Origin of the sequence: Geminisphaera colitermitum TAV2, from assembly GCF_000171235.2 — a bacterium.
Classification (GTDB): Bacteria; Verrucomicrobiota; Verrucomicrobiia; order Opitutales; family Opitutaceae; genus Geminisphaera; species Geminisphaera colitermitum.
Map to the genome: position 1 here is coordinate 18,315 of NZ_ABEA03000180.1, position 25,070 is coordinate 43,384.

At 61.6% G+C, this 25,070-nt stretch carries 17 protein-coding genes; 4 read left to right on the plus strand and 13 right to left on the minus strand.

The genetic code is table 11. The features are described from left to right. Window positions 1-3 precede the first annotated feature (3 nt). The gene (locus OBACDRAFT_RS20855; protein WP_043588837.1) at window positions 4-1,362 is read right to left on the minus strand and encodes an MBL fold metallo-hydrolase; all 1,359 of its coding nucleotides are present in this window, start codon (window positions 1,360-1,362) and stop codon (window positions 4-6) included. 124 nt (window positions 1,363-1,486) lie between these two features. On the opposite strand from OBACDRAFT_RS20855, the gene OBACDRAFT_RS20860 reads away from it, so the two are divergent. Beyond that, the gene (locus OBACDRAFT_RS20860; RefSeq protein WP_081722243.1) at window positions 1,487-4,138 is read left to right on the plus strand and encodes a U32 family peptidase; all 2,652 of its coding nucleotides are present in this window, start codon (window positions 1,487-1,489) and stop codon (window positions 4,136-4,138) included. Between the two features lie 219 nt (window positions 4,139-4,357). On the opposite strand, the gene OBACDRAFT_RS20865 is transcribed toward OBACDRAFT_RS20860, so the two are convergent. The 7 genes from OBACDRAFT_RS20865 to OBACDRAFT_RS20895 form a co-directional block, all read right to left on the minus strand. Continuing rightward, window positions 4,358-4,993, minus strand: a complete 636-nt coding sequence (locus tag OBACDRAFT_RS20865; protein WP_157837231.1) for a GDSL-type esterase/lipase family protein — start codon at window positions 4,991-4,993, stop codon at window positions 4,358-4,360. Window positions 4,994-5,482: 489 nt separating this feature from the next. Continuing rightward, window positions 5,483-7,114, minus strand: coding sequence for a chaperonin GroEL (gene groL / locus OBACDRAFT_RS20870; protein WP_043588838.1), 1,632 nt, complete (start codon window positions 7,112-7,114; stop codon window positions 5,483-5,485). A 79-nt stretch (window positions 7,115-7,193) separates the two neighbouring features. Continuing rightward, a complete protein-coding gene (gene groES, locus OBACDRAFT_RS20875; RefSeq protein WP_007359923.1) occupies window positions 7,194-7,490 on the minus strand; it encodes a co-chaperone GroES in 297 nt (98 codons plus the stop codon). Window positions 7,491-7,612: 122 nt separating this feature from the next. Beyond that, window positions 7,613-9,598: a molecular chaperone DnaK gene (dnaK, locus tag OBACDRAFT_RS20880; RefSeq protein WP_043588839.1), complete on the minus strand. Its 1,986-nt coding sequence runs from the start codon at window positions 9,596-9,598 to the stop codon at window positions 7,613-7,615. 203 nt (window positions 9,599-9,801) lie between these two features. Next, on the minus strand, window positions 9,802-10,602 hold the full coding sequence (locus OBACDRAFT_RS20885) for an alpha/beta hydrolase (protein WP_043588840.1): 801 nt from the start codon (window positions 10,600-10,602) through the stop codon (window positions 9,802-9,804). 78 nt (window positions 10,603-10,680) lie between these two features. After that, window positions 10,681-11,544, minus strand: coding sequence for an EamA family transporter (locus OBACDRAFT_RS20890; protein WP_043588841.1), 864 nt, complete (start codon window positions 11,542-11,544; stop codon window positions 10,681-10,683). Window positions 11,545-11,560: 16 nt separating this feature from the next. After that, a complete protein-coding gene (locus tag OBACDRAFT_RS20895) occupies window positions 11,561-13,255 on the minus strand; it encodes an ABC transporter permease (protein WP_198529962.1) in 1,695 nt (564 codons plus the stop codon). Window positions 13,256-13,565: 310 nt separating this feature from the next. Between OBACDRAFT_RS20895 and OBACDRAFT_RS20900 the strand changes: the two genes are divergently transcribed. The 3 genes from OBACDRAFT_RS20900 to OBACDRAFT_RS20910 all read left to right on the plus strand — a co-directional run bounded on the left by OBACDRAFT_RS20900 (window position 13,566) and on the right by OBACDRAFT_RS20910 (window position 16,872). After that, a complete protein-coding gene (locus OBACDRAFT_RS20900) occupies window positions 13,566-14,222 on the plus strand; it encodes a ClpP family protease (RefSeq protein WP_043588842.1) in 657 nt (218 codons plus the stop codon). Between the two features lie 99 nt (window positions 14,223-14,321). Next, window positions 14,322-14,867, plus strand: a complete 546-nt coding sequence (locus OBACDRAFT_RS20905) for a GreA/GreB family elongation factor (protein ID WP_232767496.1) — start codon at window positions 14,322-14,324, stop codon at window positions 14,865-14,867. 34 nt (window positions 14,868-14,901) lie between these two features. After that, window positions 14,902-16,872, plus strand: a complete 1,971-nt coding sequence (locus OBACDRAFT_RS20910; protein WP_043588844.1) for an LOG family protein — start codon at window positions 14,902-14,904, stop codon at window positions 16,870-16,872. A gap of 158 nt (window positions 16,873-17,030) precedes the next feature. Here the strand turns inward: OBACDRAFT_RS20910 and OBACDRAFT_RS20915 are convergent, their stop codons facing one another. The 5 genes from OBACDRAFT_RS20915 to rho all read right to left on the minus strand — a co-directional run. Beyond that, on the minus strand, window positions 17,031-18,296 hold the full coding sequence (locus tag OBACDRAFT_RS20915) for a cysteine desulfurase family protein (RefSeq protein ID WP_232767497.1): 1,266 nt from the start codon (window positions 18,294-18,296) through the stop codon (window positions 17,031-17,033). 122 nt (window positions 18,297-18,418) lie between these two features. Further along, entirely contained in the window at window positions 18,419-20,119 is a 1,701-nt protein-coding gene (gene gspE, locus OBACDRAFT_RS20920) for a type II secretion system ATPase GspE (protein ID WP_043588845.1), read from the minus strand. Window positions 20,120-20,134: 15 nt separating this feature from the next. Continuing rightward, entirely contained in the window at window positions 20,135-21,217 is a 1,083-nt protein-coding gene (locus tag OBACDRAFT_RS20925) for a type IV pilus twitching motility protein PilT (RefSeq protein ID WP_043588846.1), read from the minus strand. Window positions 21,218-21,309: 92 nt separating this feature from the next. After that, window positions 21,310-23,034 carry a GspE/PulE family protein gene (locus tag OBACDRAFT_RS20930; RefSeq protein WP_043588847.1) on the minus strand — a complete coding sequence of 575 codons (1,725 nt, stop codon included), beginning with the start codon at window positions 23,032-23,034 and terminating at the stop codon, window positions 21,310-21,312. A gap of 200 nt (window positions 23,035-23,234) precedes the next feature. Further along, a partial coding sequence (gene rho / locus OBACDRAFT_RS30925) for a transcription termination factor Rho (RefSeq protein ID WP_269799089.1) occupies window positions 23,235-25,070 on the minus strand: 1,836 nt, incomplete at its 5' end.

Sequence of the window (25,070 nt, forward strand, 5' to 3'; positions counted from 1 at the left end):
TTTCTACACTTGGTATTCTTGGCCGGGGACGGGATCGAGAACCTTGGTTTTAGGCAGTTTCTCGGCGAGTTGTTGCTTGAACCATGCGCGGGCTTCCGGGTCTCCGTGGGTGAGCACGAGACTGCGGGCACTGGTTTGCACGGCGAACTGCAACAACTCATCACGGTCGGCGTGGCCGCTGAGCTCGAATCTTTCGATACGCGCCTTGATTTTGGCCTTCACGTGCGCGGTTTTGAAGAGGAATGAATCGCCGGGCGCGCTCTTGAGCAACTGGCCGCCGGGCGTGTCGGGGTCGCAAAATCCCACAAAAGCCACGGTGTTGCGCGCATGGCCGACCATGCCGGAGGCGAGCGTGTAGCTGGGGGTGTTCTCCACGAGCATGCCGGAGCCGAGCACGTAGATGGCCTTTTGCTGCGGGTCTTCGCCGGGCTTGAGGTTGCGGGGGGCGGGCTTGAGTTTGAGGTCCTTGAGGACGGAGCGGTTGAAGTTGAGCGCCTTGGTCTTGCGCGTGATCTGGTCGAAGTAGTCCGCAAGGTCCAGGCCGAGGCCGGAGGCGAAGATGGGGCACTCGACGAGGCGGCCGAACTTCCGTGCGTCGCACAGGATGGAGAGGATCTCCTGCATGCGTCCGAGCGCGAAGGCGGGAATGAGGAACGAGCCGCCGCGCTGGATCGTGTCGTTGATGCAATCCACGAGCCGGGCGACTTCGTGAACGCGCTCTTTGCCGGGGGCGCGCTCGGTGCTGCCGCGCGTGGTCTCCATGATGACAGTGTCGAAGTGGCCCGCCGGGAAGTGCGCGCCTTTGAGCGTGCGCTGGTCGTCAAAGAGCACGTCGCCCGTGATGAAGATGTGGCGGTGTTTGTGGCGGATTTCGATGCCGGCGGCCCCGGCGACGTGGCCGGCGTGGTGGAGGGTGATCTCAATCTCGTCCTTGTGCGGACGGAATTTTTTCGGATGTCCGAACGGGATGCCGGTGAAGCGCGGGGCGAGGCGGTCGATATCCTCGTGTGTGAAAAGTGGATACTCGGGGATGTTGTCCTCCTCTTTCTGGCGCTTCATCACGTTGGCCGAGTTGTGCAGCATGCGTTCGACGAGCATCTGGCTGGCGGTGCTCATCATGACGGGGGGGCGCGGGTGTTCGCGCATGAGCACGGGCAGGCTGCCGATGTGATCGAGGTGGCAGTGGGTGACGAGGATCAGGTCGATCTCAAGGTTGCGCAACTTCGCAAAGTCGGGCACGGCCTGGCGGCCGGCGATCTTGGGGTGCAGTCCACTGTCGATGACGAGATTGATGTCGCCGATTTGAAGCAGCGTGCAATTGGCACCAATGCCGCCCTGGCGATTAAGGTCTGTTAACTTCATGTAGTATAAAGGCGCGAGGGAGAGGGACGGGGCAGGGGAGCGCAAGCGTCATTTCAGGGACCTGTATTTCGGAGGTCGGAGGCTTGCGCCGTGCCGGGGGGCGCGCATGGTGGCGGCTTCACGCATGCCGCCTGCAACCATCGCAACGCCATCCGCCGCTGGCGAGCCCGCCGCCGAACCAACTGGTGAATCCGCCACCATCGCGGGAGGGCTTCGTCGTCCGGAATTGCTGGCGCCCGCCGGCGACTGGGAGTGCGCGCGCGCGGCGGTCGAGAACGGGGCGGACGCCATTTATTTCGGTCTTGAGCGATTTAATGCGCGAATGCGTGCAAAAAATTTCACGCAAGCCGACTTGCCCGCGTTGATGGAATTTCTGCACCGGCGCGGCGTGCGCGGATACGTGACGTTCAATACGTTGGTTTTTACGCACGAACTCGCCGATGCCGTCGATTACCTGCGCACCATCATTGCCGCCGGTGTCGATGCCGCCATCGTGCAGGACGTGGGTGCGTGCCGGCTCATCCGCCGGCTCTCGCCGGATTTTCCGATCCATGCCTCTACGCAAATGACCGTGACGAACGATGCAGGCGTGGAGTTTGTCCGCCGGCTCGGTGCGAGTCTCGTGGTGCTGGCGCGGGAAAATTCGCTCAAGGAGATCGAGCAGATTCAGGCCGCGCAGCGCGCGACGGAGGCGGCGGGGCAGGGGAGTCCGCTCCCGCTGGAGGTGTTCGTGCACGGCGCGTTGTGCGTGGCGTATTCAGGGCAGTGTCTCACGAGCGAATCGCTCGGCGGGCGTTCGGCCAACCGCGGGGAGTGCGCGCAGGCTTGTCGGTTGCCTTACGAGTTGTTTTCCGACGGTGAAAAGGTCGATCTCGGCGACCGTAAATACCTGCTCAGTCCGCAAGACCTCTCCGGTCTCGATGTGCTTCCCGAACTTGTGCGGGCCGGCGTTGCGTCGCTCAAGATCGAGGGTCGCCTCAAGAGTCCCGAATACGTGGCCAGCATCACCCGCGTGTACCGGCAGGCGCTGGACAAGGTGCTGGGCGAAGGCGCGCAACTGGCGGGCGCTGCTTCGCCAGCCATCGCGCATGAGGACCTCGACGAGATGCGAGCCCGTTACGAGTTGCAGATGGCGTTTTCCCGCGGGCTCTACACCGGTTGGTTTCGCGGTATCCATAATCAGGAACTGGCCCACGGTCGCTTCGGCACCAAGCGCGGTGTGTTTTTGGGCGAAGTCCAGCGCCTCGCCGCGCCGGATGGAGCACTGGTTAATCTGGCCGCCCCGCTCAAGCCGGGTGATGGCGTAGTGTTCGACGCGGGCACGCCCGAGGCAGGCGAGGAAGGCGGTCGTGTTTATCAAGTCGAACCACAACGCGCCGGCGGCGGCACGCTCCTGCGCTTTGGACGCGACGACATCGATTTTCGCCGCGTGAGGCCCGGACATCGCGTGTGGAAGACCAATGACCCCGCGCTCGACCGCGAACTTCGCACCACTTTCCAAGGAGACAAAATCCGTTTCCAACGGCCCATCTCGATGGAAGTGCATGGACGCGCCGGGCAGCCTCTCACATTGATCGTCAATGACGGCGAGGGCCACGTCGTGCAGATCGCCTCGCAAATCCCGCTCAACCCCGCCGACAAACAACCCTTCGACGCCGTCCGCCTCCGCGATCAACTCGGACGCCTCGGCGGCACGCCTTTCCGTCTCGACGCGCTCGACGTGCAACTCGAAGGAGCCGTCATCCTCCCTGTCAGCGAACTCAACCGCCTGCGCCGCGACGCCATCGCGCAACTCGACGCTCTCCGCGCCGCGCCCAAGCGCTGGACGCTGCTCGCGGACGCTTGCGACGGAATGGCGGTTTTTTCAACCGAATCGCCGCCAGCCGGGACGGCGGAAAAAGTCGCCGCTCCCGAGATCATTCCCGTCGTTCGAAGTATCGGACAACTGGATACCGTGCTCCGCTGTGAAGGCGTGCGTACCATCTATTGCGAGTTCGAGAATCCCAAATATTACCGCGACGCCGTCCAGCGAGTGCGGAGCGCGCAATCGGGAATCGAAATCTGGGTTGCGCCTCCCCGCATTCACAAACCCGGTGAGGAATGGATACTCAAACAAGTGCGCTCCAGCGAGGCCGACGGCTACCTCGTGCGCAATCATGAGCACCTGCGTTTTTTCGCCGCCGACCGCAAACGCGGCGATTTTTCGCTCAACGTCGCCAACCCGCTCACTGCCGAGTATCTGATTACCGACTACAACTTGGAGCGCGTCACCGCCAGTTACGATCTCAACGTCCAGCAACTCGAAGCCCTCCTCGCCGCCGCGCCTGGCGCCTGGTTTGACATCACGCTGCACCAGCACATGCCCATGTTTCACATGGAGCATTGCGTCTTTTGCGCCTTCCTCACCAGCGGGCGCGATTACCGCGACTGCGGGCGTCCCTGCGAAAAACACCGTGTCCACCTGCGCGACCGCGTGGGCGCCGAGTTCCCGCTGCGTGCCGACGCCGGATGTCGCAACACTGTTTACAACAACCGGGCCCAGACCGGGGCCGAGTTTGCCCGCCGCATGATGGACCTCGGCGCGCGTCATTTTCGTATCGAGTTCATGAACGAGTCCGCTGACGAAATCACGCGCACGCTCGCCCGTTACCGTCAGCTCTTGCGCGGTGAAATTACCGGTGACGAACTTTGGCGCGAATTGCGCCTCATCAACCAACTCGGTGTGACCCGCGGCCAACTTGATGCCGCCCCGCGCACGATCTTCAAAAAGAGTTGATATCGTTTTTTTCTTTCCTCCCCCCCCCCCCCGCCGCAGTGCGCAATCCTCATGTGAGAGGGACGAAAGAAGTGGTCTCAACCATTCGACTGCCGCCCCTCGCTTGGCGTTTGCTCTGTGCGCTATTTGAAAACGCGGCAGAACGACGGTGTGCTCTGGCAGCGATGCAACACAAGCAGGGGGGGGGAGGGGGGACGCGTGCGGGGCCTGATCTGAATTTTACTTTTTAGGAACGTGTTTTTCCAGATGAGCGCGGATAACTGATGCCCACAGCTGATAACCTTCACGACTGAGGTGGTTGAGGTCGGCCACAAAATACTTTTCCGGCGGGGGTGAGCTTTCCGCCACCATCGGAGTCCAAATGTCGATGAACTCCACATTCGGCGTTTCGGTGGCCCAAGCTTTGATCAGACGGTTGGCCTCTTGGTCGAGTTCGATCGTCTTCCATTTCTTGATGCTCGGCTTCATCGAAATATAAAAAATCTTCGTATTCGGAAGTTCACTACGAACGCGTTCCTGAAAGGTTTTGAGTTTATTCAAGACTTCTCCGGGACCGCCGTTTTTCCGATGGAGGTCGTGGCTTCCCGCATAGATCACGATGACGTCGGGGTGGTAAGGGGTGATGATGCGATCGAAAAAATAAAGGAGGTCGCTGAATTCCGAGCCGCCAAATCCTCGGTTGAGAACATTGTAGCCAGCAAAATCCTCCTCCAGCGTTTGCCAGAGTTTGATGGAGGAACTGCCAGTAAACAGGATGAGGTTTTTCGTGAGGGGTCGTGTTTTGTCCTGCCTTTCGAATTTTTTGATTGTCGATTCGAAGCGATTTTCGGCTGCGCGTGAGGGAGTCATGCTCATCAGCAGAATCGCGGCGAAAAGTAAGCAGAGGGTCGTTGTGCAAAAACCGATTATTTTCGTGTTTTTGTAATTTTTGGGAGCGGGTTTGTTAAAGGTTTGGGTCGGCATGGATTTATTTTCTCACATCCTGATACCAAAGAGACAAACGTTTTGGTGCTGCGACGTTTTCGGTGGATTGCTCCCCCCCCCCCCCCCTCCGGCCCGACTCAATCCCGATCTTTAAGACCAACCGCGAATGTCCGCTAATGGGCGCGAATGAATACGAAAAAAGCCGACGCTCTTTTGGGGAGCGTCGGCTTGGTCAAAAAATCTGTAGCTATTGCCTAACTGGTAGGGAGGTCTCTCCGAGACCTCCGCGGTGCGTGGCCTGAAGATGCGAAATTCATAGGTGATTGGAGCGTGGCTTCGGAGGCGGGAGGGCGGGAGGCGGAGGCCTCGGAGAGGCCTCCCTACCGTTAAGGTGTGAGCTACCGTTTTAGAGAAGGTGCTTTAGTAGTCCATGCCGCCGCCGGGAGCGGGGGCTGCGGGGGCCTTCTTGTCCTCCGGAGCATCGGTGATGATGGCTTCGGTGGTGAGGAGGAGACCTGCGATGGACGCGGCGTTCTGGAGGGCAATGCGGGTGACCTTGGTCGGGTCAACCACACCTGCCTTGACGAGGTCTTCGTACTGGCCGGTGGCAACGTTGTAACCGTTGGCGCCCTTGCTGGAGAGCACTTGCTGCACAACGACCGCGCCTTCGATGCCAGCGTTGGCAACGAGCTGCTTGAGGGGAGCCTCAACAGCGCGGCGGATGATGCTGGCGCCGAGTTTCTCGTCACCTTCGAGGGTGGCGATGGCGGCGTCGATGGCCTTGGCAGTGCGCAGGAGGGCGACACCACCGCCGGAGACGATGCCTTCCTCGACGGCCGCGCGGGTCGCGTGGAGGGCGTCTTCGACGCGCTGCTTCTTTTCCTTCATCTCGGACTCGGTGGCGGCACCGACGTTGATGACGGCCACGCCGCCAGCGAGCTTGGCAAGGCGCTCTTGGAGCTTCTCGCGGTCGTAGTCGCTGGTGGTTTCGTCGATCTGGCGGCGGATTTGCTTCACGCGGCCCTGAATGTCGGACGACTTGCCGGAGCCTTCAACAATGGTGGTGTTTTCCTTGTCGATGACGACGCGCTTGACCTTGCCGAGATCGGCAACAGTGACGTTCTCAAGCTTGATGCCGAGGTCTTCGGTGAGGAGTTTGCCACCGGTGAGGACGGCGATGTCTTCGAGCATGGCCTTGCGGCGGTCGCCAAAGCCGGGGGCCTTGACGGCGCACACGTTGAGGACGCCGCGGATCTTGTTCACCACGAGGGCGGCGAGGGCTTCACCTTCGACGTCTTCGGCGATGATGAGGAGGGGCTTGCCGGTCTTGGAAACGGCTTGGAGGAGGGGGAGCAGTTCGTTGAGCGAGCTGATCTTCTTCTCGTGGATGAGGACGTAGGCGTCTTCGAGGACGGCTTCGAGGCTCTCCTGGTTGGTGGCGAAGTAGGGCGAGAGATAGCCTTTGTCGAACTGCATGCCTTCGACGACGTCGAGGGTGGTTTCGATGGACTTGGCTTCTTCGACGGTGATGGTGCCGTCCTTGCCGACCTTGTCCATGGCGTCGGCGATGATTTCGCCGATGGTGGTGTCCCAGTTGGCGGAAACGGTGGCAACCTGACGGATTTCTTCGCGGTTGTTGACCTTCTTGGAGGCCTTGGCGAGGTCGGCGACGGCGGCCTCAACGGCCTTGTCGATGCCGCGCTTGAGATAGATCGGGTTGGCGCCGGCGGTGACGTGCTTGAGGCCTTCCTTGTAAACGGCTTCGGCCAGAACGGTGGCGGTGGTGGTACCGTCGCCGGCGGAGTCGTTGGTCTTGGAAGCGACTTCCTTCACGAGTTGGGCTCCGATGTTTTCGTAGGCATCGGGAAGTTCGACTTCCTTGGCGACGGTCACGCCGTCCTTGGTGACGGTCGGGGAGCCGAATTTCTTGTCGAGGACGACGTTGCGACCCTTGGGACCAAGGGTGACTTTAACGGCGCGGGCGAGGATTTCGACACCGCGGAGGATTTTCTGACGGGCGGCTTCTTCGAAGATGAGTTGTTTGGCGGCCATGTGATTGGAATTAGGATTTAGGAATTAAGAGTTATGAAACGTTGGTGTTTCGTTGGTAGTTGTTTTCCTGTTACGAACATCAGGCGATGACGCCGAGGATGTCGTCTTCGCGGACGATGGTGAATTTCTCGTTTTCGATCTTCACTTCGGTGCCGCCGTATTTGCTGATGAGAACTTTGTCGCCGACCTTCACTTCGAAGGCCACGGCTTTGCCGTTCTCGTCTTTCTTGCCGGTGCCGATGGCGATGACTTCGGCTTCCTGCGGTTTTTCCTTGGCGGAATCCGGGATGATAATGCCACCGCGGACTTGTTCTTTCTCTTCGATGTGCTTCACGAGGACGCGATCACCGATGGGCTTGATTTTGACTTTGGCCATGTTGGTTTTTGTTTTGGATTACTCTAACGGAGTTTGTGTGTTGGTGTATTCGTTTTTCAACGACACCAGCCACTCGACGGGATGTGACTCCAAGCGGGCGGCCGGCGAAAGGTTTTTGCAGCTTATTTTTTGCCGTCTTTTTTGTCGTCCACGACTTCGAAGTCGGCATCGACAACGTCGGCTTTTTTCTCGGTTTTGCCGGGGGGGGGGGGGGGGGCGTCGTTGCCGCTGGCGTTGCCGTCGGCTCCGGGGAATCCGCCCGGGAATCCGCCGGGCGCACCCGCACCACCGGCGGCTTGCGCGGCGGCGTTGGCTTGGGCGTAGAATTCGGCTCCGATCTTTTGGAGGTTTTCCAAAGCGCTCTTGATTTGCGCGTCGTCGTTCGACTCAAGGGCTTTCTTGGCGTCAGCGAGCCCGCCTTCGACTTTGGTCTTCACTTCGGCGGGGAGTTTGTCGCCGCCTTCCTTGACGGCTTTTTCAAGCGAGAAGACTGCGCCGTCGAGTTCGTTGCGGTTTTTGACGGTCTCGGCGCGAGCCTTGTCCTCGGCGGCGTGCGACTCGGCTTCCTTGGTCATGCGCTCGACTTCGTCCTTGGAGAGACCGGAGGAGCCTTGGATGGTGATTTTTTGTTCCTTGCCCGTGCCGGTGTCCTTGGCGGTGACGTGGAGGATGCCGTTGGCGTCGATGTCAAAGGTGACTTCGATCTGCGGAGTGCCGCGGGGGGCGGGCGGGATGCCGTCGAGTTTGAAGGTGCCGAGCACCTTGTTGTCGCGCGACATGGGGCGCTCGCCTTGGGTGATGACGATTTCAACGGAAGGTTGATTGTCGGCGGCGGTGGAAAAACGCTCGGTCTTTTTGTGCGGGATGGTGGTGTTGCGAGCGATCATGGGGGTGGCAACACCGCCCATGGTTTCGATGGCGAGGGTGAGGGGGGTGACGTCGAGGAGGAGGACGTCGCGCACGTCGCCTTTGAGGACGCCGCCTTGGACGGCTGCGCCGATGGCAACGACTTCGTCGGGGTTGACGCCTTGGTGGGGGGTCTTGCCGGCGAGTTGGCGGGCAATGTCAACGACTTTGGGCATGCGGGTCATGCCGCCAACGAGAACGAGTTCATCGATTTTGTCGGTGGAGAGGCCGGCGTCGCGGACGCAGTTTTTGAAGGGGGCGAAGCAGCGTTCGAAGAGGGAGTCGCAGATTTGCTCCATCTTGGCGCGGCTGAGGCTGATGTTGAGGTGCTTCGGGCCGGAGGCATCAGCGGTGATGAAGGGAAGGTTGATGTCGTAGCTCTGCGTGGAAGAGAGGGCGATTTTGGCTTTTTCGGCTTCTTCCTTGAGGCGCTGGAGCGCCATGGGGTCGTTGCGGAGGTTGATGCCGTTTTCTTTTTGGAAGGTTTCGACGAGCCAGTTGATGAGTTGTTCGTCCCAGTTGTCGCCGCCGAGCTGGGTGTCACCATTGGTGGCTTTGACTTCAAAAACGCCGTCGCCGATTTCGAGGACGGAGACGTCAAAGGTGCCGCCGCCGAGGTCGAAGACGGCGATTTTTTCGTCTTTCTTTTTGTCGAGTCCGTAGGCGAGGGAGGCCGCGGTGGGTTCGTTGATGATGCGTTTGACTTCGAGGCCGGCAATCTGGCCGGCGTCCTTGGTGGCCTGACGCTGGGCATCGTTGAAGTAGGCGGGGACGGTGATGACGGCTTGGGTGATTTTTTCGCCGAGGTAGGCTTCGGCGTCGGCCTTGAGTTTGCCGAGGACGAAGGCGGAGATTTGTTGCGGGGCGAATTGTTCTACTTTATCGCCGACTTTGGCTTCGATGTAGGCGTCACCGTTTTTGCCTTCGACGACTTTGAAGGGGAGGTTTTTGGCTTCTTTGGCGATTTCGGAGAATTTGCGTCCGATGAGGCGTTTGGCCGAGAAGATGGTGTTCTGCGGGTTGGTGACGGCTTGCCGTTTGGCGGCTTGGCCTACGAGGCGTTCGCCGGTTTTGGTGAAGGCAACGATGGAGGGCGTGGTGCGTGCGCCTTCCGCATTAGGGATGACGACGGGCTCGCCGCCTTCCATTACGGCCATGCAAGAGTTCGTTGTGCCAAGATCGATGCCGAGGATTTTGCTCATAAAAGTATGAGCAGGTAACTAGCAATACGCAGGCCAGCGGGTGTTCCAGTTTTATTAATCTATGTTGTAGAGCTGGTAATAATTTTTAGGCGCACTTGGACGGCAGGGCAGGGGAGGGGCGGGGATGGCGAATGTGGCACACTTTGGCACACTGTGTGACAGGCATGGGTGGGCGCGTGGCGCGGCGTGACGCCATCCGTGAATCAGATGAACTTCCGTCCGCGCAGCCAGTGTTCGAGAGCGACGGTCCAGGGTGGAGCTTCGGGTCTCATGCCGAGGCCGTGGGGGCCGTTTTCGAAAATGTGGAGTGAAAATGGCACTCCGGCGCGACGCAGGGCGCTGGCGAACATGATCGAGTTCTCCACGGGGACAACGGGGTCGTTGGCCGTATGCCAGAGGAAGGTTGGCGGGGTCTGCGGCGTGACTTGGACTTCGTTGGAAAGCGACCAGACGAGGTCGGCGGGGGGATTTTCGCCGAGGAGGTTTTTTATTGATCCGCTGTGCGCGGCGTAGGTGCCGAACGAGATGACGGGATAACATAGAATGCCAAGGTCGGGGCGGGAGCTTTCGCGTTCCACGGCATCGGCGTAGGCGGGCTGGCCGGCATCGAAGTGCGTGAGGAGCGTGGATGTGAGGTGTCCGCCGGCGGAGCAGCCGATGATGGCGATGCGCGATGGGTCGCGGCCTTCGGTGCGGGCGAGATGGCGCACCCAGCGCAGGGCGCGCGCGGCGTCGTTGAGCATGGCGGGGTGGCGATAGCCGTTGCTGCCGAGCCGGTAGGCGAGGACGTAGGCGGTGATGCCGCGTTCGTTGAACCAGCCTGCAAAACCTTCGCCTTCGTGCGCAGCGAGGTTGCCATAACCGCCGCCGGGCAGAATGAGGATGGTCGCGCCGTTGGGCTTGGCGGCGGGGTAACGCGTGAGCGTCGGAATATCGTGCGGCTTCGAGCCAAGCGCGCCGGGCGCGGTGTCGGTCCAGAGCGGGAAAGTTGCGGATGCGGTCATGGGAAAAGCTGAAAACTGAAACGCTGAACGCTGAAATTCAAACCTTCGCGCATTCAGCCGGTAGAAGTTTTTAGCCTTTCAGCGTTTCGGCCCTGTTCCGCCCCGCCACTCGGCAATGGCGACGCCAGCGGCGAGGAGCGCGAGGCTGGCGCCGAGCCGCCAGAGGCTGGCGTGTTCGCCGAAGAAGAGGAGCGAGCAAGCGATGCCGAGGGGGATTTTGGCGTTGTTAAACACGGCGAGGGTGCCGGTGTTGGCGCGCAACGCACCGAGGTTCCACCAAAAGAAACACACGCCCGAGGCCAGCGCGCCGAGGTAGGCGAGCACGCCCCATTGCCGGGGCGTGGGATGAAAGTGGCTCCAGTTTCCGAATACAAACGACGCCACCAGCGCGGCGGCAACCGCGCCGAGGTAGAGCCAGCCAAAGAGCGAGGCGTTGGACACATCCGCCGGGAGCGCGGGACGGGTGCGTTTGTAGGCGACCTGCCCGGCGGCGAAACAGAGGTTGGAGCCCTGCACGAGAGCAAACCCGATCATGAGGTTGGGACCGCCTTCGCGCGTCCACACCGCCACGCCTGCGCCCGCGACAGAGACGGCGGCGGCGAGCAGGTGGCGGGAGTGGAATTTGTCGTCGAGCGCGGCGTCGAGCAGCGTGACGAAGATGGGGGTGAGGATCGTAAAGAGCGCCACCTGGTAGGCGTCGATGTAAGCGAAGGCGCGCAGGTAGAGGACATACATCGCGCCAAATTCCACCGCGCCGATCACGGCCAGCCACGCGCCGGTGCTCCATGCAACCGCGCGCGGACGCCAGAAGGGGAGGAACACGAGCAACGCGAGTCCGAGTCGGGCAACGGACACGGCGTCGGGATCGAGTCCGGCGAGCTGGCCTTTTATCAGTCCGAAGGAAAACGCCCAAATGAGGGAAACGAGGAGCAGGTAGATCATCGAGAATGCAAGCGCGTCACACGCGGAAAATCGCCCCCAGTTTTTTGCCCAACAGCAGGCTCATGCCGACGATCACCGCGGCAAGAAACGCCATGGCCCACACGCCCAGCGCACTCGCAATGAACTGCCCGTCGCCGAGCAATTGGAACAATTCGAGGATGGATTTTGTTATCGGATAAAACGCCTGTTTTTGCGCCAGTATCAGCGAATCGGATACCTCCAGCATGGCGAACGCGAACGCCAGCAACCCGCCCGCGATCAGGTTGGCCATGATGAGCGGGAGCGTGACGCGCACCACCGACTTGAGCGGCGGGCAGCCGAGGTTTTGCGCCGCCTCCTCCAGTGTCTCGCTCGTCTGCTGGAAGCCCGCCACCGCCGATCTCACGACGTAGGGCAGACGGCGGACGGCGTAGGCAATGACGAGGAGCACGGTCGGGTTCTCCACCGGATTGAGAAACGCAAAAAAACGTCCCTCCTGGCTCATCGCCAGATAACCAAAGGCCAGCACCAGTCCCGGCACGGCGAGCGGAAGCATGGCGAGCAGGTCGAGCACCTGCCGGCCCGCAATGCGCGAGCGCACCACCACGCACGCGATTGTCACGCCCAGCACCAAATCCACCACGGTCGCCATGCTGGCGAATTTCAGGCTGTTGGCGATGGCCGGCACGGTCAGGTCGTGGCCGAGGGCGAGGCGAAAGTTATCCAGCGTGTAGTGCTCCGGCAGTACGGTGGCGAACCAATCCTGCGCGAACGCCACCAGCACCACACCCGCGTGCGGCAGCACGGCCAGCAGCGTCACCCCGCCAAACGCCACCGTGCACGCCAGCGCCCCCGCCACTGGCAGGCGACGCGCGCCGCCGCTGCTCGTGGCCTTGGCCATCATGGCGTGTCCGCTGCGTCCGAACACGCCCTTGCCCACCGCGTAGATTAGCGTGCTCGCCACCAGCAGCACGCTCACCAGCGCGTAGGGGAACGGGTTGCCTCCGATGTTTTTCAGACCGTCAAAAATCTGCACCGACGTCACCTGCGTGTAGTCAAAAATCAATGGCACACCCAGCTCCGTGAACGACCAGATGAACACAATCGTGCCGCCCGCAAACAGCCCCGGACGGATCAGCGGCAGCGTCACGCGCCGAAAGCGGCGCAGCCCCGTGCAGCCGAGATTTTCCGCCGCCTCTTCCATCGCCGGGTCCACGTTGGCGAGCGCCGCCGCCGCGTTGAGATAAACAATCGGGTAGAGCGACAGGGCGTTGACGGCCACGATGCCCCAAAACTGGTTGGCGGCGAACCAGTCGAACGTCCACCCCTCGGGCCGCAGGCCCAGTTGAATGAGCAGAGCGTTGAGCGCGCCGTATTGTCCAAAAATTTGCTTGATGCCGATGGCCCCGACGAAGGGTGGCAGGATCATCGGGATAAGCACCACGGCGCCGAGCAGTTTGCGACCCGGGAACACAAAGCGGTCGGACAAAAACGCCAGCGGCACACCGATCAAAAACGCCGCCACCGTTGTTGCGCACGCCAGCGAGAAGGCGTTGACGAACCCTTGCAAATACACCGGGTCGCGCAGCACCGCCGCGACGTAGGCGAGGGTGAATGCGCCATCGGCATTGATGAAGCCGCCTTTCAATATCTGGAAAATCGGCCAGACGAAAAACGCGGCGAAAAACGCCGCAGTAATCAGGAAAACAAAGCGTGCGAAGCCAGGCGACACGCCGCGCACTCTGCGCCACCCGCCGTCCCCTCTTCAAGCAGGAAGCAGTGGCGCGGGCGTCTCGCCCGCAACGTGCATCCCGTAGCGCAGGCGTCTCGCCTGCAATCCATAGGTTGCGCGAAGCGCGGTGCTCTCTTCTGCTTTTTGCTGATTCTGTTATTTGGGAAGGCGGCGCTTCGCGCAATAGACTGACTTGCAGGCAAGATGCCTGCGCTACGCTATGACACGGGCGGGACGCCCGCGCCACTTCATAGAGCATCCGCCCTCCATGACTTGCCAAAGCGCCGCGAGCCCGCCACGTTGCCCGCTTATGCATTTTGCCAACCTCCAGCCCGGACTCTCCGCACCGCTCCCCCGTCTCGACGATGACGATGATGACGACGACGAACAGTGCGACCATGCCGTCAAAAAGAACGCCACCCCCGTTGCCGCGCTCATCCAGAAAAAATTCCTGGAACAGCGCAAAATCTTCCTCTGGGGCGCCGTGACCGACGAGTCCGCCAAGGACATCACCGAACGCCTTCTCTATCTTGAGGCCATTGCCCCCGGCAAAGACATCACCTTTTACATCAACTCCCCCGGCGGCTCGATCACGGCGGGCATGGCGATCTACGACACCATGCAGCTCATCAGTTCGCCCATCACCGTCGTCGTCACCGGCATGGCCGCCTCCATGGGCTCCATTCTTCTCTCCGGCGCGCCCAAGGGACGCCGTTTCCTTTACCCGCATTCGCGCGTCCTCATCCATCAACCGCTCATCTCAGGCCGGTTCATCGGCCCCGCGACCGACATCAACATCCAGGCGCAGGAAATGGAAAAACTCCGCGCCGAACTTAACCAGATCCTTGCCAACGCCTCCGGCCAGCCCATCGAGCGCATTAACAAGGACACCGACCGCGATTTCTACCTCAACGCCCAAGAAGCCATCGCCTACGGTCTCGCCGACAAGATCATCGAAAAATTGTAATGAAAAATTAACCACAGAGACACAAAACACAGAGGCCAATCCAGAAACGGCTCCGAACTGGATATGCCCCTGGTTCTCCGGTTTGAACTCCGTGTCTCTGTGCCTCTATGGTTAATTTCCCCCTCCCCCCCCCCCCCCTCCCTCCGCATGGACAAAGAACACCTGCGCGCCGCCATCATTGCCGAGCTCGAAGCCGAACTCGCCACCCAGACTCGTGCCGCCCTCGACGCCCACGACGAGGCCACCAGCGAGGAGAGCAAACCCGAGAACAAATACGACATGCACTCGCAGGAAGCCGCCTACCTCGCCGAAGGACAGGCCCGCCTTGCCGGCGAGATTGCCCGCGCCATCGAAAGCTACCGCGCACTCTCCCTAGCCACCAGCGCCACGCATGTTGAAACCGGCTCTCTCGTCCGCCTCGAAGACACCGCCACCCGCCGCCCCATCCACTATTTCATCGGCCCGCAACGCGGCGGCCTCACCCTCACCGTTGCCGCCCGCGACGGTCGCAGCGTGGAAATAACCGTCCTCACGCCCGCCGCCCCGCTCGGACGCCAACTCCTCGGCCACACCCTCGGTGACGAAATCTCGCTCCCCGGCCGCCGCGGCAAAACCGCTCCCGCCCGCATCACGCAAATCTCATAATCCTCCCAAATCCTTCCCAAACCTCTCACCCTTCATGAAGCTCGAATACTTTTGGACCAGCAACGACGGTCAAATCCACACCCTCGCCCGCAATCCCAAGGACGACACCCGCGTCTCGCTTGTCTTGCGCTTCACTCCGCGCCACGCCACCGAGCGCGATTTCATGCGCGCCCAACTCGCCGACCTCCAGTTTACCGAGCGCAGCACCCTCGCCCGCATCGGCATCGAAATGATGTCGCGCGGCAAACCCCGCTTCGAAAACGACGCCGTGTTCCTCGACGCAGACGCCTTCCTCTTCGACGGCAGCTTTCCCAACGCCCCCTACTGGCGCGAACTCCTTCAACCCGGTGTCCCCGTGGGTCGCCTCTTCCGCGCCCCCCCCTCCGCCAAACTCACCGCCTCCGAAGTCTGGGAGGCAGTCCGCACCAACCGGCTCAAACTTCCCCAATCCATCAGCATCGACCGCAAGGGACGCGTTTTTCTCACCCCGCACGCCGTTCGCTACACGCTCAAACCCGATCTCCCGCGCGAGAGCTTTGCGCGCCTTGTATCCGGTCAGGCAGGACGCGCCTACCTCGACAAAGTCCAGATCCGCCACTCCGCCACCCCCATCGACATCGCCCCGCAGGCCGGACTGCTCACAAGCTGCTCCATGTATCTAAAAGAGCACTACGTCGTGCTGAATCAGGGCCAGGGCGACTTCGGCATCCATACCAGCGCCATTCTGCTCGACCCCATAAAAACCTTCGGCACCAACATCATGTTGGAAATCTACAACAACAGCGACCAACCCGTGGTAAATCCCGTCGTGTCCGTTGACATCTTTCGCGCCCCTCCCGTCGAAGCCGATCCCCGCTACGAGACGCGCGCCCGCCGCCGCACCCGGCTTATCAAAACCGCCAGCGCCCTCTACAAGTGCCTCGACCGACTTCCCGCCAAGTCTGACCCCATTGCGCCCCCGCAATTCAGAACGCAGATCACCGTCAACGGTCAGAATGCCGCAATGCCCAACTCCAGCCTCCTCATCAACGAGGCCGAATTCACGCAACTACGCTCCGGTCCCCCCCCCTCCCGCCTCTCCCGCGGCAACCGCTCTCCGCTGGCTGGCAGCATTGGCGGACGTTGCGGTTACCCGACCATCGTGCAGGCGCTCGACGCCGCGCCGCCTGACGCCGACACACTTGTCGTGGACTATTTCCCCAATTTTCCCGAGCACATCGAAATCCTCAGTCGCATCCACAAACTCAAGCTGCGCCGCATCATCTTTCGCCAGCCCTCGCGCACGCACGGATTTTTTATTTCCAGCAACGCGCACAGCCGCTTTGACGCGTGGCTCGTGCTTGGCCTGCAAGTTTACTGGTTCAACGAGAGCCTCGGCGACCTCTACCTGCTCACCGAGAAAAAAGGCCACATGTTCTTTATCCGCGAAGAACTCGTCCGTCGTTTTCAAGAGGCCACGATATTTGCCTTTTACGGCAGCAACAACGGACTCGACCAGCGCCAGACGCAGCGCATCTCGACCCTCTTCGACAAACTTTCGTCCTTCATTGGCACCAATGTGGGCGTGCTCACCGGGGGGGGGGGGGGAGTCATGCGCCTCGCCACTGAACAAGCCCGCGAACACGGCGCGCTGACTGGCGCGTGTTTTCTGGAACTCGAAGCGCAACCGCCCGAGATCGGTGTGGATTTTTTCAATACATTTCAGGAAACCTCCCGGCACTTCCGTCAAAAATGGTTCGAAGCTGCGGATTTTTGCATCTTCAACGTCGGCGGCGTCGGCACGCTGGAGGAAATCGGCATCGAGATGTGCAACCTCAAACTCGGCATCCGACCGCGCGTGCCGTATGTATTTTTCGATACACACTATTTCCGCGACCTGCGCCGGCAGCTCAAAACAATGATCGCCACCAAGCGCGCCCCGGAATGGATGGCCGACTACGCCATCTTCACCGACGATCCCGACGAAGTCGTGAAATTCTACCGCAAGACATTGCAGGTGCTGTAATCCGACGTATCCAAGTGGCAAGTGGCGCGGGCGTCCCGCCCGCACACATTGCCTCTCAGCATGCAGGGGCGTCGCTTGCGACGCCCGCGAATGGATAAGTGTGCTCCGTCCGGCAGACGCGGGCTTCGCAAGCGAAGCCCCTACGGGCACAAAGTTTTTCAGGCGCTATTCTTGATTTGCTTCATCGCGGCGACCAGCGCGCGCCAGTCGTCCTCGGTAGTGGACCAGCCACTACTGATGCGCAGCACGCGGCGGGCTTCGTCCGCGGAGAGGCCGAGGGCGGCGAGAACATGCGACCCCCCCCCCCCCCCCGCCGCAGTCTTGCCGGTGGCACAGGCGGAACCGGTGGAGACTTGCACATCGCGCTTGTCCAGGAGCGTCACCCAGCGCGTGTTGTCGGGCGCGGCGAGCGGATCGTCAGGAGGGCAGGGGAGCAGCAGCGAAATCGTGTTCCAGAGCCGGTCGGCCCCGGCTCCAATGATGCGTGCGCCGGGCAGCGCGGAGAGCAGGTCGCGTTCGGACTGCTCGCGGAGCCGGAGTCGGCTGGTTTCGAGAAACACGTGGTGCTGCTCGGCGTCGGCGAGCGCGGCGACCATTGCGGCGATGGCGGGCAGGTTTTCGGTGCCGCCTCGATGATTGTTCTCCTGCGCCCCGCCCGGCAGCGCATGAAAACCGGACGCGCCACTTTCGCCCGGGAGTTTTATGAAACCGACGCCTTTGGGTCCGCCGAATTTGTGTGCGGAGGCGATAAGCGTGAGGCCGGGCGAATCGGCGTCATGCGTCTCGCCCAGGCCGCCGCCGGGGAGTTTGCCGAGCCATTGCGTCACGTCGCACAGGCAGGGCACGCCGGCCCCGCCGTTCGCATGTCTGGCGGTGGAGCATACGCGGGCGATTTCCCGCCAGGGCTGGATGACACCGGTTTCGTTGTTGGCGGCCATGACGACGACCGCGCCAACTTCTTCAGATGCGGGCGAGACGCCCGCGCCACCAAGGGCGGCGGCAACCGCTTCGGGACGGACCACGCCATCGGGCGTGACGGGCAGCCAATGGATGCGGCCATCAAAAAATTTGCGGGCGGACTCAATGACGCAGGGGTGTTCGGTGGGGTTGACGGCGATGCGGGTATCCGTCGGCAGGATACTGGCCCAGTAAGCCAGGACGGCATGTGCGCCCTCTGTTGCGCCGGAGGTGAAAACGTAATGAGCCGGTTCGCCGCCAAGGAGCGTGGCGAGTGATTCCCGTGCGGAGTCGAGCCGGATGCGGGCACGCGCGGCGGCACGATAGGGGCTGGAGGGGTTGTGCCAGTGCTCATCGCTCATGCGCAACCAGGCGTCACGGGCGGCGGGCGAGAGCGGCGTGGTGGCGTTGTGGTCAAAATAAGGCACGCCGTGAACATCCAACATCGAGTCTCCGACGTCCAACATCGAATGAGTCGTCCCCCCATAAGGAGGGCGGGTCTCCTGACCCGCCGACGGCGTGAAACGCCGCAATTCCGGAAGGCGCGGCTATGCCGCGTCTGGCGGGTCGGGAGACCCGCCCTCCAAGGTCAGGTGTATTTGACGACTTCTTCGATGGAGGTGGCACCGTCGAAGATGGCGCGGAGGCCGTCGTCGCGCAGGGTGCGCATGCCTTGTTCGAGCGCCTTCTGCTTGATGACGAGCGTGGGGGCGCGTTGCACGACGAGGTCTCGGATGGCTTCGCTCATGCGCAGCCATTCGTAAATGCCCATTCGCCCGCGGTAGCCGGTGTCGTTGCAGTGTTCGCAGCCCCGTCCGTAAAAAAATTCGCGGTCGCCGATGTCGATGGGGTCGATGCCGAGTTGTTGCAGGAGCGCCGCCGGGGGTTCGTAGGCGGTGCGGCATTTGGTGCAGATGCGGCGCACGAGGCGTTGCGCAAGGACGGCTTCGAGCGAGGACGAAATGAGGAAGGGTTCGACGCCCATGTCCACAAGGCGGGTGACGGCGCCGGCAGCGTCGTTGGTGTGGAGGGTCGAGAGCACCAAGTGACCAGTGAGCGAGGCCTGGATGGAAATTTGGGCGGTCTCAAGGTCGCGGATTTCACCGACCATGATGACGTCTGGGTCTTGACGAAGGAAGGAGCGGAGGGCGGCGGCAAAGGTGAGGCCGACGGCGTGGTTCACCGGCACCTGCATGATGCCTTCAATCTCGTATTCGACGGGGTCTTCGGCGGTGAGGAGTTTGAGGTCAACGGTGTTGATGATGCGCAGGGCGGAGTAGAGGGTGGTCGTTTTGCCGGAGCCGGTGGGGCCGGTGACGATAAAGATGCCGTTGGGGCGGCGGACGATTTCCTGAATGCCTTCGAAAACGTCCTCGGGCATTCCGAGCTGGCCGATTTCGAGTTGCACGGCGCTTTGGTCGAGCACGCGAAGCACGACGGATTCGCCAAATTGTGTGGGCAGGGTGGATACACGAAGGTCAACGGGTTTGCCGGTGATCGTGAGTTTGATGCGTCCGTCCTGCGGGATGCGGCGTTCGGCGATGTTGAGGTTGGAGAGCACTTTGATGCGCGAGGTGATCGCGGTCGCAAGGTGCTTGGGGGGGGGGGACATTTCGTAGAGCGCGCCGTCAATGCGGTAACGGATTTTGAATTCGTGCTCGAAGGGTTCGAAATGGATGTCGGAGGCTTTGTCCTTGATGGCCTGGCCGAGGACAAGGTTGACGAAGCGGATGATGGGGGTGGCGTTGGCCTGGGCTTCGAGGTCGCCTTCGCTGAGAGCCTCCTCGGTTTTTTCGGTGGCGAGGCCGGTGTCGCCGCTGAGTTCGCGGAGGAGGTCGTCGAGGCCGGTGCCGTCGTCGCCGTAGTGGAGGCGGAGGAGTTCCTCGACTTTTTCCGGGTCGGTGACGACGAGGCGCACGTCTTTGCCGAGGGCAAAGGTGAGGTCGTCGATGATCTGGTTGTTGAAGGGGTCGGTGCAGAGGAGATCGACGGAGAGGTTGTCCGCGCGAACGGGAACGACGCCATACATGCGGGCGAGGCTGCCTTGGATGGCGTCAACGAGTTCCTGGGTGAGGGCGCCGGGGGGCTCGGGCATGTATTCGTAGCCGAGGCTTTCGGCGATCTTGGAGAGGAGGGTGTCTTTTTCGACGAGGTTAAGCTCGATGATGAGCGCGGCGAGGGGTTTGCCGGTGGCTTTGTGCTCTTCGTTGAGATCGTGCAGCGCGGGGCCTTCGATGAGGTGCTGGTCGCGGCAGAGTTCCAATATGGCCTGGCTGTGAGCGTCGAACATGGGGGGGGGGGGGGGTCAGATCGATTTGAGAGTTTCGCCCATGGCGAGGAGTTTTTCGCGCATGACGATGGGTTCCATCGCTTTTTCCATGGCTTCGTCGGCGGTGATGAGCTTGCGGTTGACGAGGCTGAGGAGATGGGTGTCGAGAGTAATCATGCCGAGGCTCGATCCGGTCTGGATGTCGGAGTTGATGCCGAAGGTTTTGTTGTCGCGGATCTTGGCCGCGATGGAGGTCGTCATGACCATGATTTCGTAGGCAGCAATGCGGCCTCCGCCGATTTTTTTGCAGAGGGCTTGGGAAATGACGGCCACGATGGAGGCGGCGAGCTGGGTGCGGATCATGTCCTTCGTGTTGGAAGGGAAGACGTCCACGATGCGGTCCACGGTTCGGGCGGCGGAGTTGGTGTGCAGGGTGCCAAAGACCAAGTGGCCCGTCTCGGCGGCGGAGATGGCGGCTTCGATGGTCTCAAGGTCGCGCATTTCACCAACGAGGATGACGTCGGGGTCCTGACGGAGGGCGCGCTTGATGGCTTCGGCAAAGGTGGGCACGTCCTGTCCTATCTCACGCTGGGTGACGATGCAGTTTTTGTGCGGGTGGTAATACTCGATGGGGTCCTCAACGGTGATGATGTGGCCTTCGCGGTTTTCGTTGATGTAGTTAATCATCGAGGCGAGGGTCGTGGTCTTGCCGGAACCGGTGGGGCCGGTGACGAGGACGAGGCCGCGGGGTCGATAAAGGATTTCGCGGACTTTGTCGGGGAGGCCGATTTCGCGCAGACCGAACATTTTGTAGGGGATCTGACGGAGAACGAGGCCGTAGTTGCCTTTGGCTTTGAGGACGGAGACGCGGAAGCGGGCACGGTCGAGGTAGGCAAAACCGAAGTCGGAGCCGCCATTCATTTTGAGGGCTTGCTGGTGGTGCTCGGGGGTGATGGCGAGGATGAGGTGTTCGGTGTCGGCGGGCGTGAGCGGGGGGCCGTCGATGGGCATCATGTTGCCACTGAGTCGAAGGGTCGGGGGCTGGCCTACCTGACAGTGAAGATCGGAGGCGTTCTGCGCAACGACCAGTTCAAGGAGATCGTTCATTTCGTAGCTCATGAGAAATAAAGGCTGAAATTTTAAATGTAGTGATGAGTCGGATACGCGTTGAAGGCTTTCCCCAGCCTTCAGGCTTTTGTTTTTCCAGGTTTTTAGCTGCTGTCACCGACGGTGATGGAGACGACTTCCTCGATGGTGGTGATGCCGGCGAGGACTTTGCGGATGCCGTCTTCGCGCATGGTTCTCATGCCGAGGGAGCGGGCTTTTTCGCGGAGGCGCGAGGAGCCGCTATTGTCGTAAATCATGCGCTGGAGTTCGTCGTTCACGATGAAGATTTCGAAGATGCCTTTGCGTCCGCGGCAGCCGGTGTTGTGACACTCGGTGCAGCCGGTGCCTTTCATGAAGGTGGCGCCGGCGGCTTGCTGGGGGGTGATGTTGAGGGAGCGGAGTTCGCGGGCGTCAGGGGTGTAGGGCTTGATGCACTTTTTGCAGATGCTGCGGACGAGGCGCTGGGCCATGACGGCGCGCAGGGAGGTCGATACCAGGAAGGGTTTGACGCCGATGTCGATGAGACGGGTGACGGCGCCGGGGGCGTCGTTGGTGTGCAGGGTCGAGAAGACCATGTGACCGGTGAGGGAGGCGTTGATGGCGATTTCGGCGGTTTCCAAGTCACGAATTTCACCGACCATCACGATGTTGGGCGCCTGGCGGAGCATGGCGCGCAGGGCGGAGGCAAAGGTCATGCCGACTTCGTGGCGGACAGGGACTTGGTTGATGCCGGAGAGTTGGTATTCGACGGGGTCTTCGACCGTGATGAGTTTGCGGTCGGGTTTGTTGATGAAGTGGAGGCAGGAGTAGAGGGTGGTGGTCTTGCCGGAGCCGGTGGGGCCGGTGACGAGGAAGATGCCGTCGGGCATGGAGATGATTTTCTCCATGGTGGCCTGGTCGTCGCTCATGAAGCCGAGTTGGGGGAGGCCGAGTTGGAGGCCTTCCTTGTCAAGGATACGCATGACGATGGATTCGCCGTGCGCGGTGGGGAGAGAGGAGACACGAAGGTCGATCTGTTTGCCGGAAAAATTGATCTGGATGCGGCCGTCCTGCGGGATGCGTTTCTCGGCGATAGAGATGTTCGCCATGATCTTCACGCGGGAGATGACGGCGAGTTGCAGGCGCTTGGGAGGGCCGTCCACTTCGATGAGCACGCCGTCGATGCGGTAGCGGACGCGGAAGCGCTTTTCCATCGGTTCGAGGTGGATGTCGGACGCGCGGCGCTGGATGGCTTCGAGGATGGTCTGGTAAACGAGTTTGATGATCGGCGCGTCCACGTCTTCGCCAGCGGCGGTGCCGGCTGCGGGGGTGGTGAGCGAGATTTGCGACTCGTCGGTGGCGGAAAAGTCTTGGAGGAGGGCGTCGAGCGACTCGGCTTCCTTGCCGTAGTAGCGTTCGATGCATTGCTCGATGTCGGCGAGGGGGGCGACGGCGGGGTCAACGGTGAGTTGGAGGAGGTGGGTGAGGTTGTCGATGGTATCGACGTCGAGGGGGTCGCTGATGGCGACCTTGAGGGTCTGGCCTTGCTGCTCGATGGGGAAAACTTTGAAGCGGTTGGCGAGGGTGCGGTTGAGGGTTTTGAGGAGTTCGGGCGCGGGCCGCACGGTGTGGAGGTCCACGGTGGGCATGCCGAACTCGTCGGCGAGCATCTTGGAGATGATCTGGGGGGTGATTTGGTGCTCGCGGATGAGGACTTCGAGGGGCTTGGGCGGGGCTTGGGTGAGGTCGGTGTGCTCGGCGACGATGGCGCGGGCAGTGTCGATTTGCTCTTGGGTCAGCAGGCCTTTTTCAAGGGCGAGCTGGAGGACGAAATCATCGGCGTTGGTCACGGGGAGTTTTTGGCTACTTTTGGTTCAAAGGTGTTAACCACAGAGACACGAAGACACCGAGGCAAACCCACGAGGTTCCATCACGTGAAGGGGTAGTCTGTTTTTCTTCGGGTCGATTTTTTGGGCCTCTGTGTCTTTGTGGTTCACTTTGATGATTGGTAGGGTCTGGAGAAGGGCGTGAAGAGAGGGAGGGCAGGCTCCTATCGGCTCAGGTTCAACAAAAATTCAGCGTTAGTGCGGGTTTTCTTCAGGCGCTGGATGAACATTTCCATGGCTTCGACGGGGGGGATGCCCTGCATGGCGCGGCGGAGGCCGTAAACGCGGACCATCTCGTCGGGGTGGTAAATGAGCTCTTCCTTGCGGGTGCCGGAGCGGTCGATGTTGATGGCGGGGAAGATGCGTTTGTCGGAGAGGCCGCGGTCGAGGTGGAGCTCCATGTTGCCGGTGCCCTTGAATTCTTCGAAAATGACTTCGTCCATGCGCGAGTTGGTGTCGATGAGGGCGGTGCCGAGGATGGTGAGCGAGCCGCCGCCTTCGATGTTGCGGGCGGAGCCGAAGAAGCGCTTGGGCTTTTGCAACGCGGTGGCTTCGACGCCGCCGGACATGATTTTGCCGGAGTTGCTGGCAAGGGCGTTGTAGGCGCGGGCGAGGCGGGTGATGGAGTCGAGGAGGATGACGACGTGGCCGCCTTTTTCGACGAGGCGGCGGGCTTTTTCGATGACCATCTCGGCGGCGTGGACGTGGCTTTCGGGGCCTTCGTCAAAGGTCGAGGAGACGACTTCGCCTTTGCAGTGGCGTTTGAAGTCGGTGACTTCTTCGGGGCGTTCGTCCACGAGGAGGATGATGAGCTTGGCCTCGGGGTAGTTGTTGGAGACGGAGTTGGCGATGTTGTGGAGGAGGACGGTCTTGCCGGTGCGGGGGGGGGCGACGATGAGGCCGCGCTGGCCGAAACCGATGGGCGTCAGCAGGTCCACGGCGCGCATGGAGATGTCTTTGTGGATTTCGGTGGCTTCCACGAGGATGCGCTTGAGCGGGTAATAGGGGATGAGTTCTTCGAAGGCGACGACCTTGGCGGCGTCCTCGGGGGGCGCGCCCATGACGGAGCGGATGCCGGTGACGGCAGCGCAGCGTTCGTTGGCTTGCGGCGCGGTGACCCAGGTGTCGATGAGGTGGCCGCGCTTGAGTCCGTAGCGGTGAATGAGGGACTCAGGAACGTAGGTGTTTTCCGGATACAGGCGGTAGTTGACGTGCTCGTGAACGATGAAGCCGTGGCCTTTGTCGGTGAGGTCGAGCCAGCCGCGGTCGGTGATGGGGAGTTTTTGTTCGAAGGCGGTCTTGAAGATGGCTTCGAGGGCTTGTTTGCGGTTGGGCGGGGCGTCGAAGGTGGCTCCGAGGGCGCGGGCGCGGGCGGTGAGTTCGCCGAGGTTGAGGGCAAAGAGTTGGTCGAGTTTCACCGGGGTGGCGCCGGGTGCGGCGGCCGCGGCGGCAATCTCGGCGGCGGTGGCATCGAGGGCGGCCAGATCGGCGAACTGGCTGGCTGCGGGCAGGTCGCCGTAAACGGGTTGGAGCTTGGGGGGCGGGGGTTGCGCGGGGGCTTTGCCGGGGCGATCGCCGCGGTCGGGACGGTCTCCACGGTCGCCGCCTCCATTGCCTCCTCCATTACCGCCGCCGCCGTTGGCGCGAGCGGCCTGTTTTTCGAGCCACTTTTGTTTTTTCTTTTCTTTCTTACGTTCCCACCAGGGCTTGCGTTCCTCTTTTTCTCTTCGTTCGGCTTCGCTGATGTTGGCGTTGTCGCTGGTATTGGAGTCGGTGCTGGTGGTGTCTGCGTCGGTCGCAGGGGGGGGGGGGGAGGAGGGCGATTCGGAGGCGTCGGCGTCGTGCGGGGTTTGGGCGGAAGTGTCAGCGGATGAGGCTTCGGTAGCCGGTGACGCGGGAGCAGAGGCGGAGGGGGGGGGGGGGGGGGGCTGGTCTTCGCTGGCGGTGGGCGTGTGGGTTGGGGCCGGGAACGTTGGGGATTCCGGCTGCGGTTCAGGTTG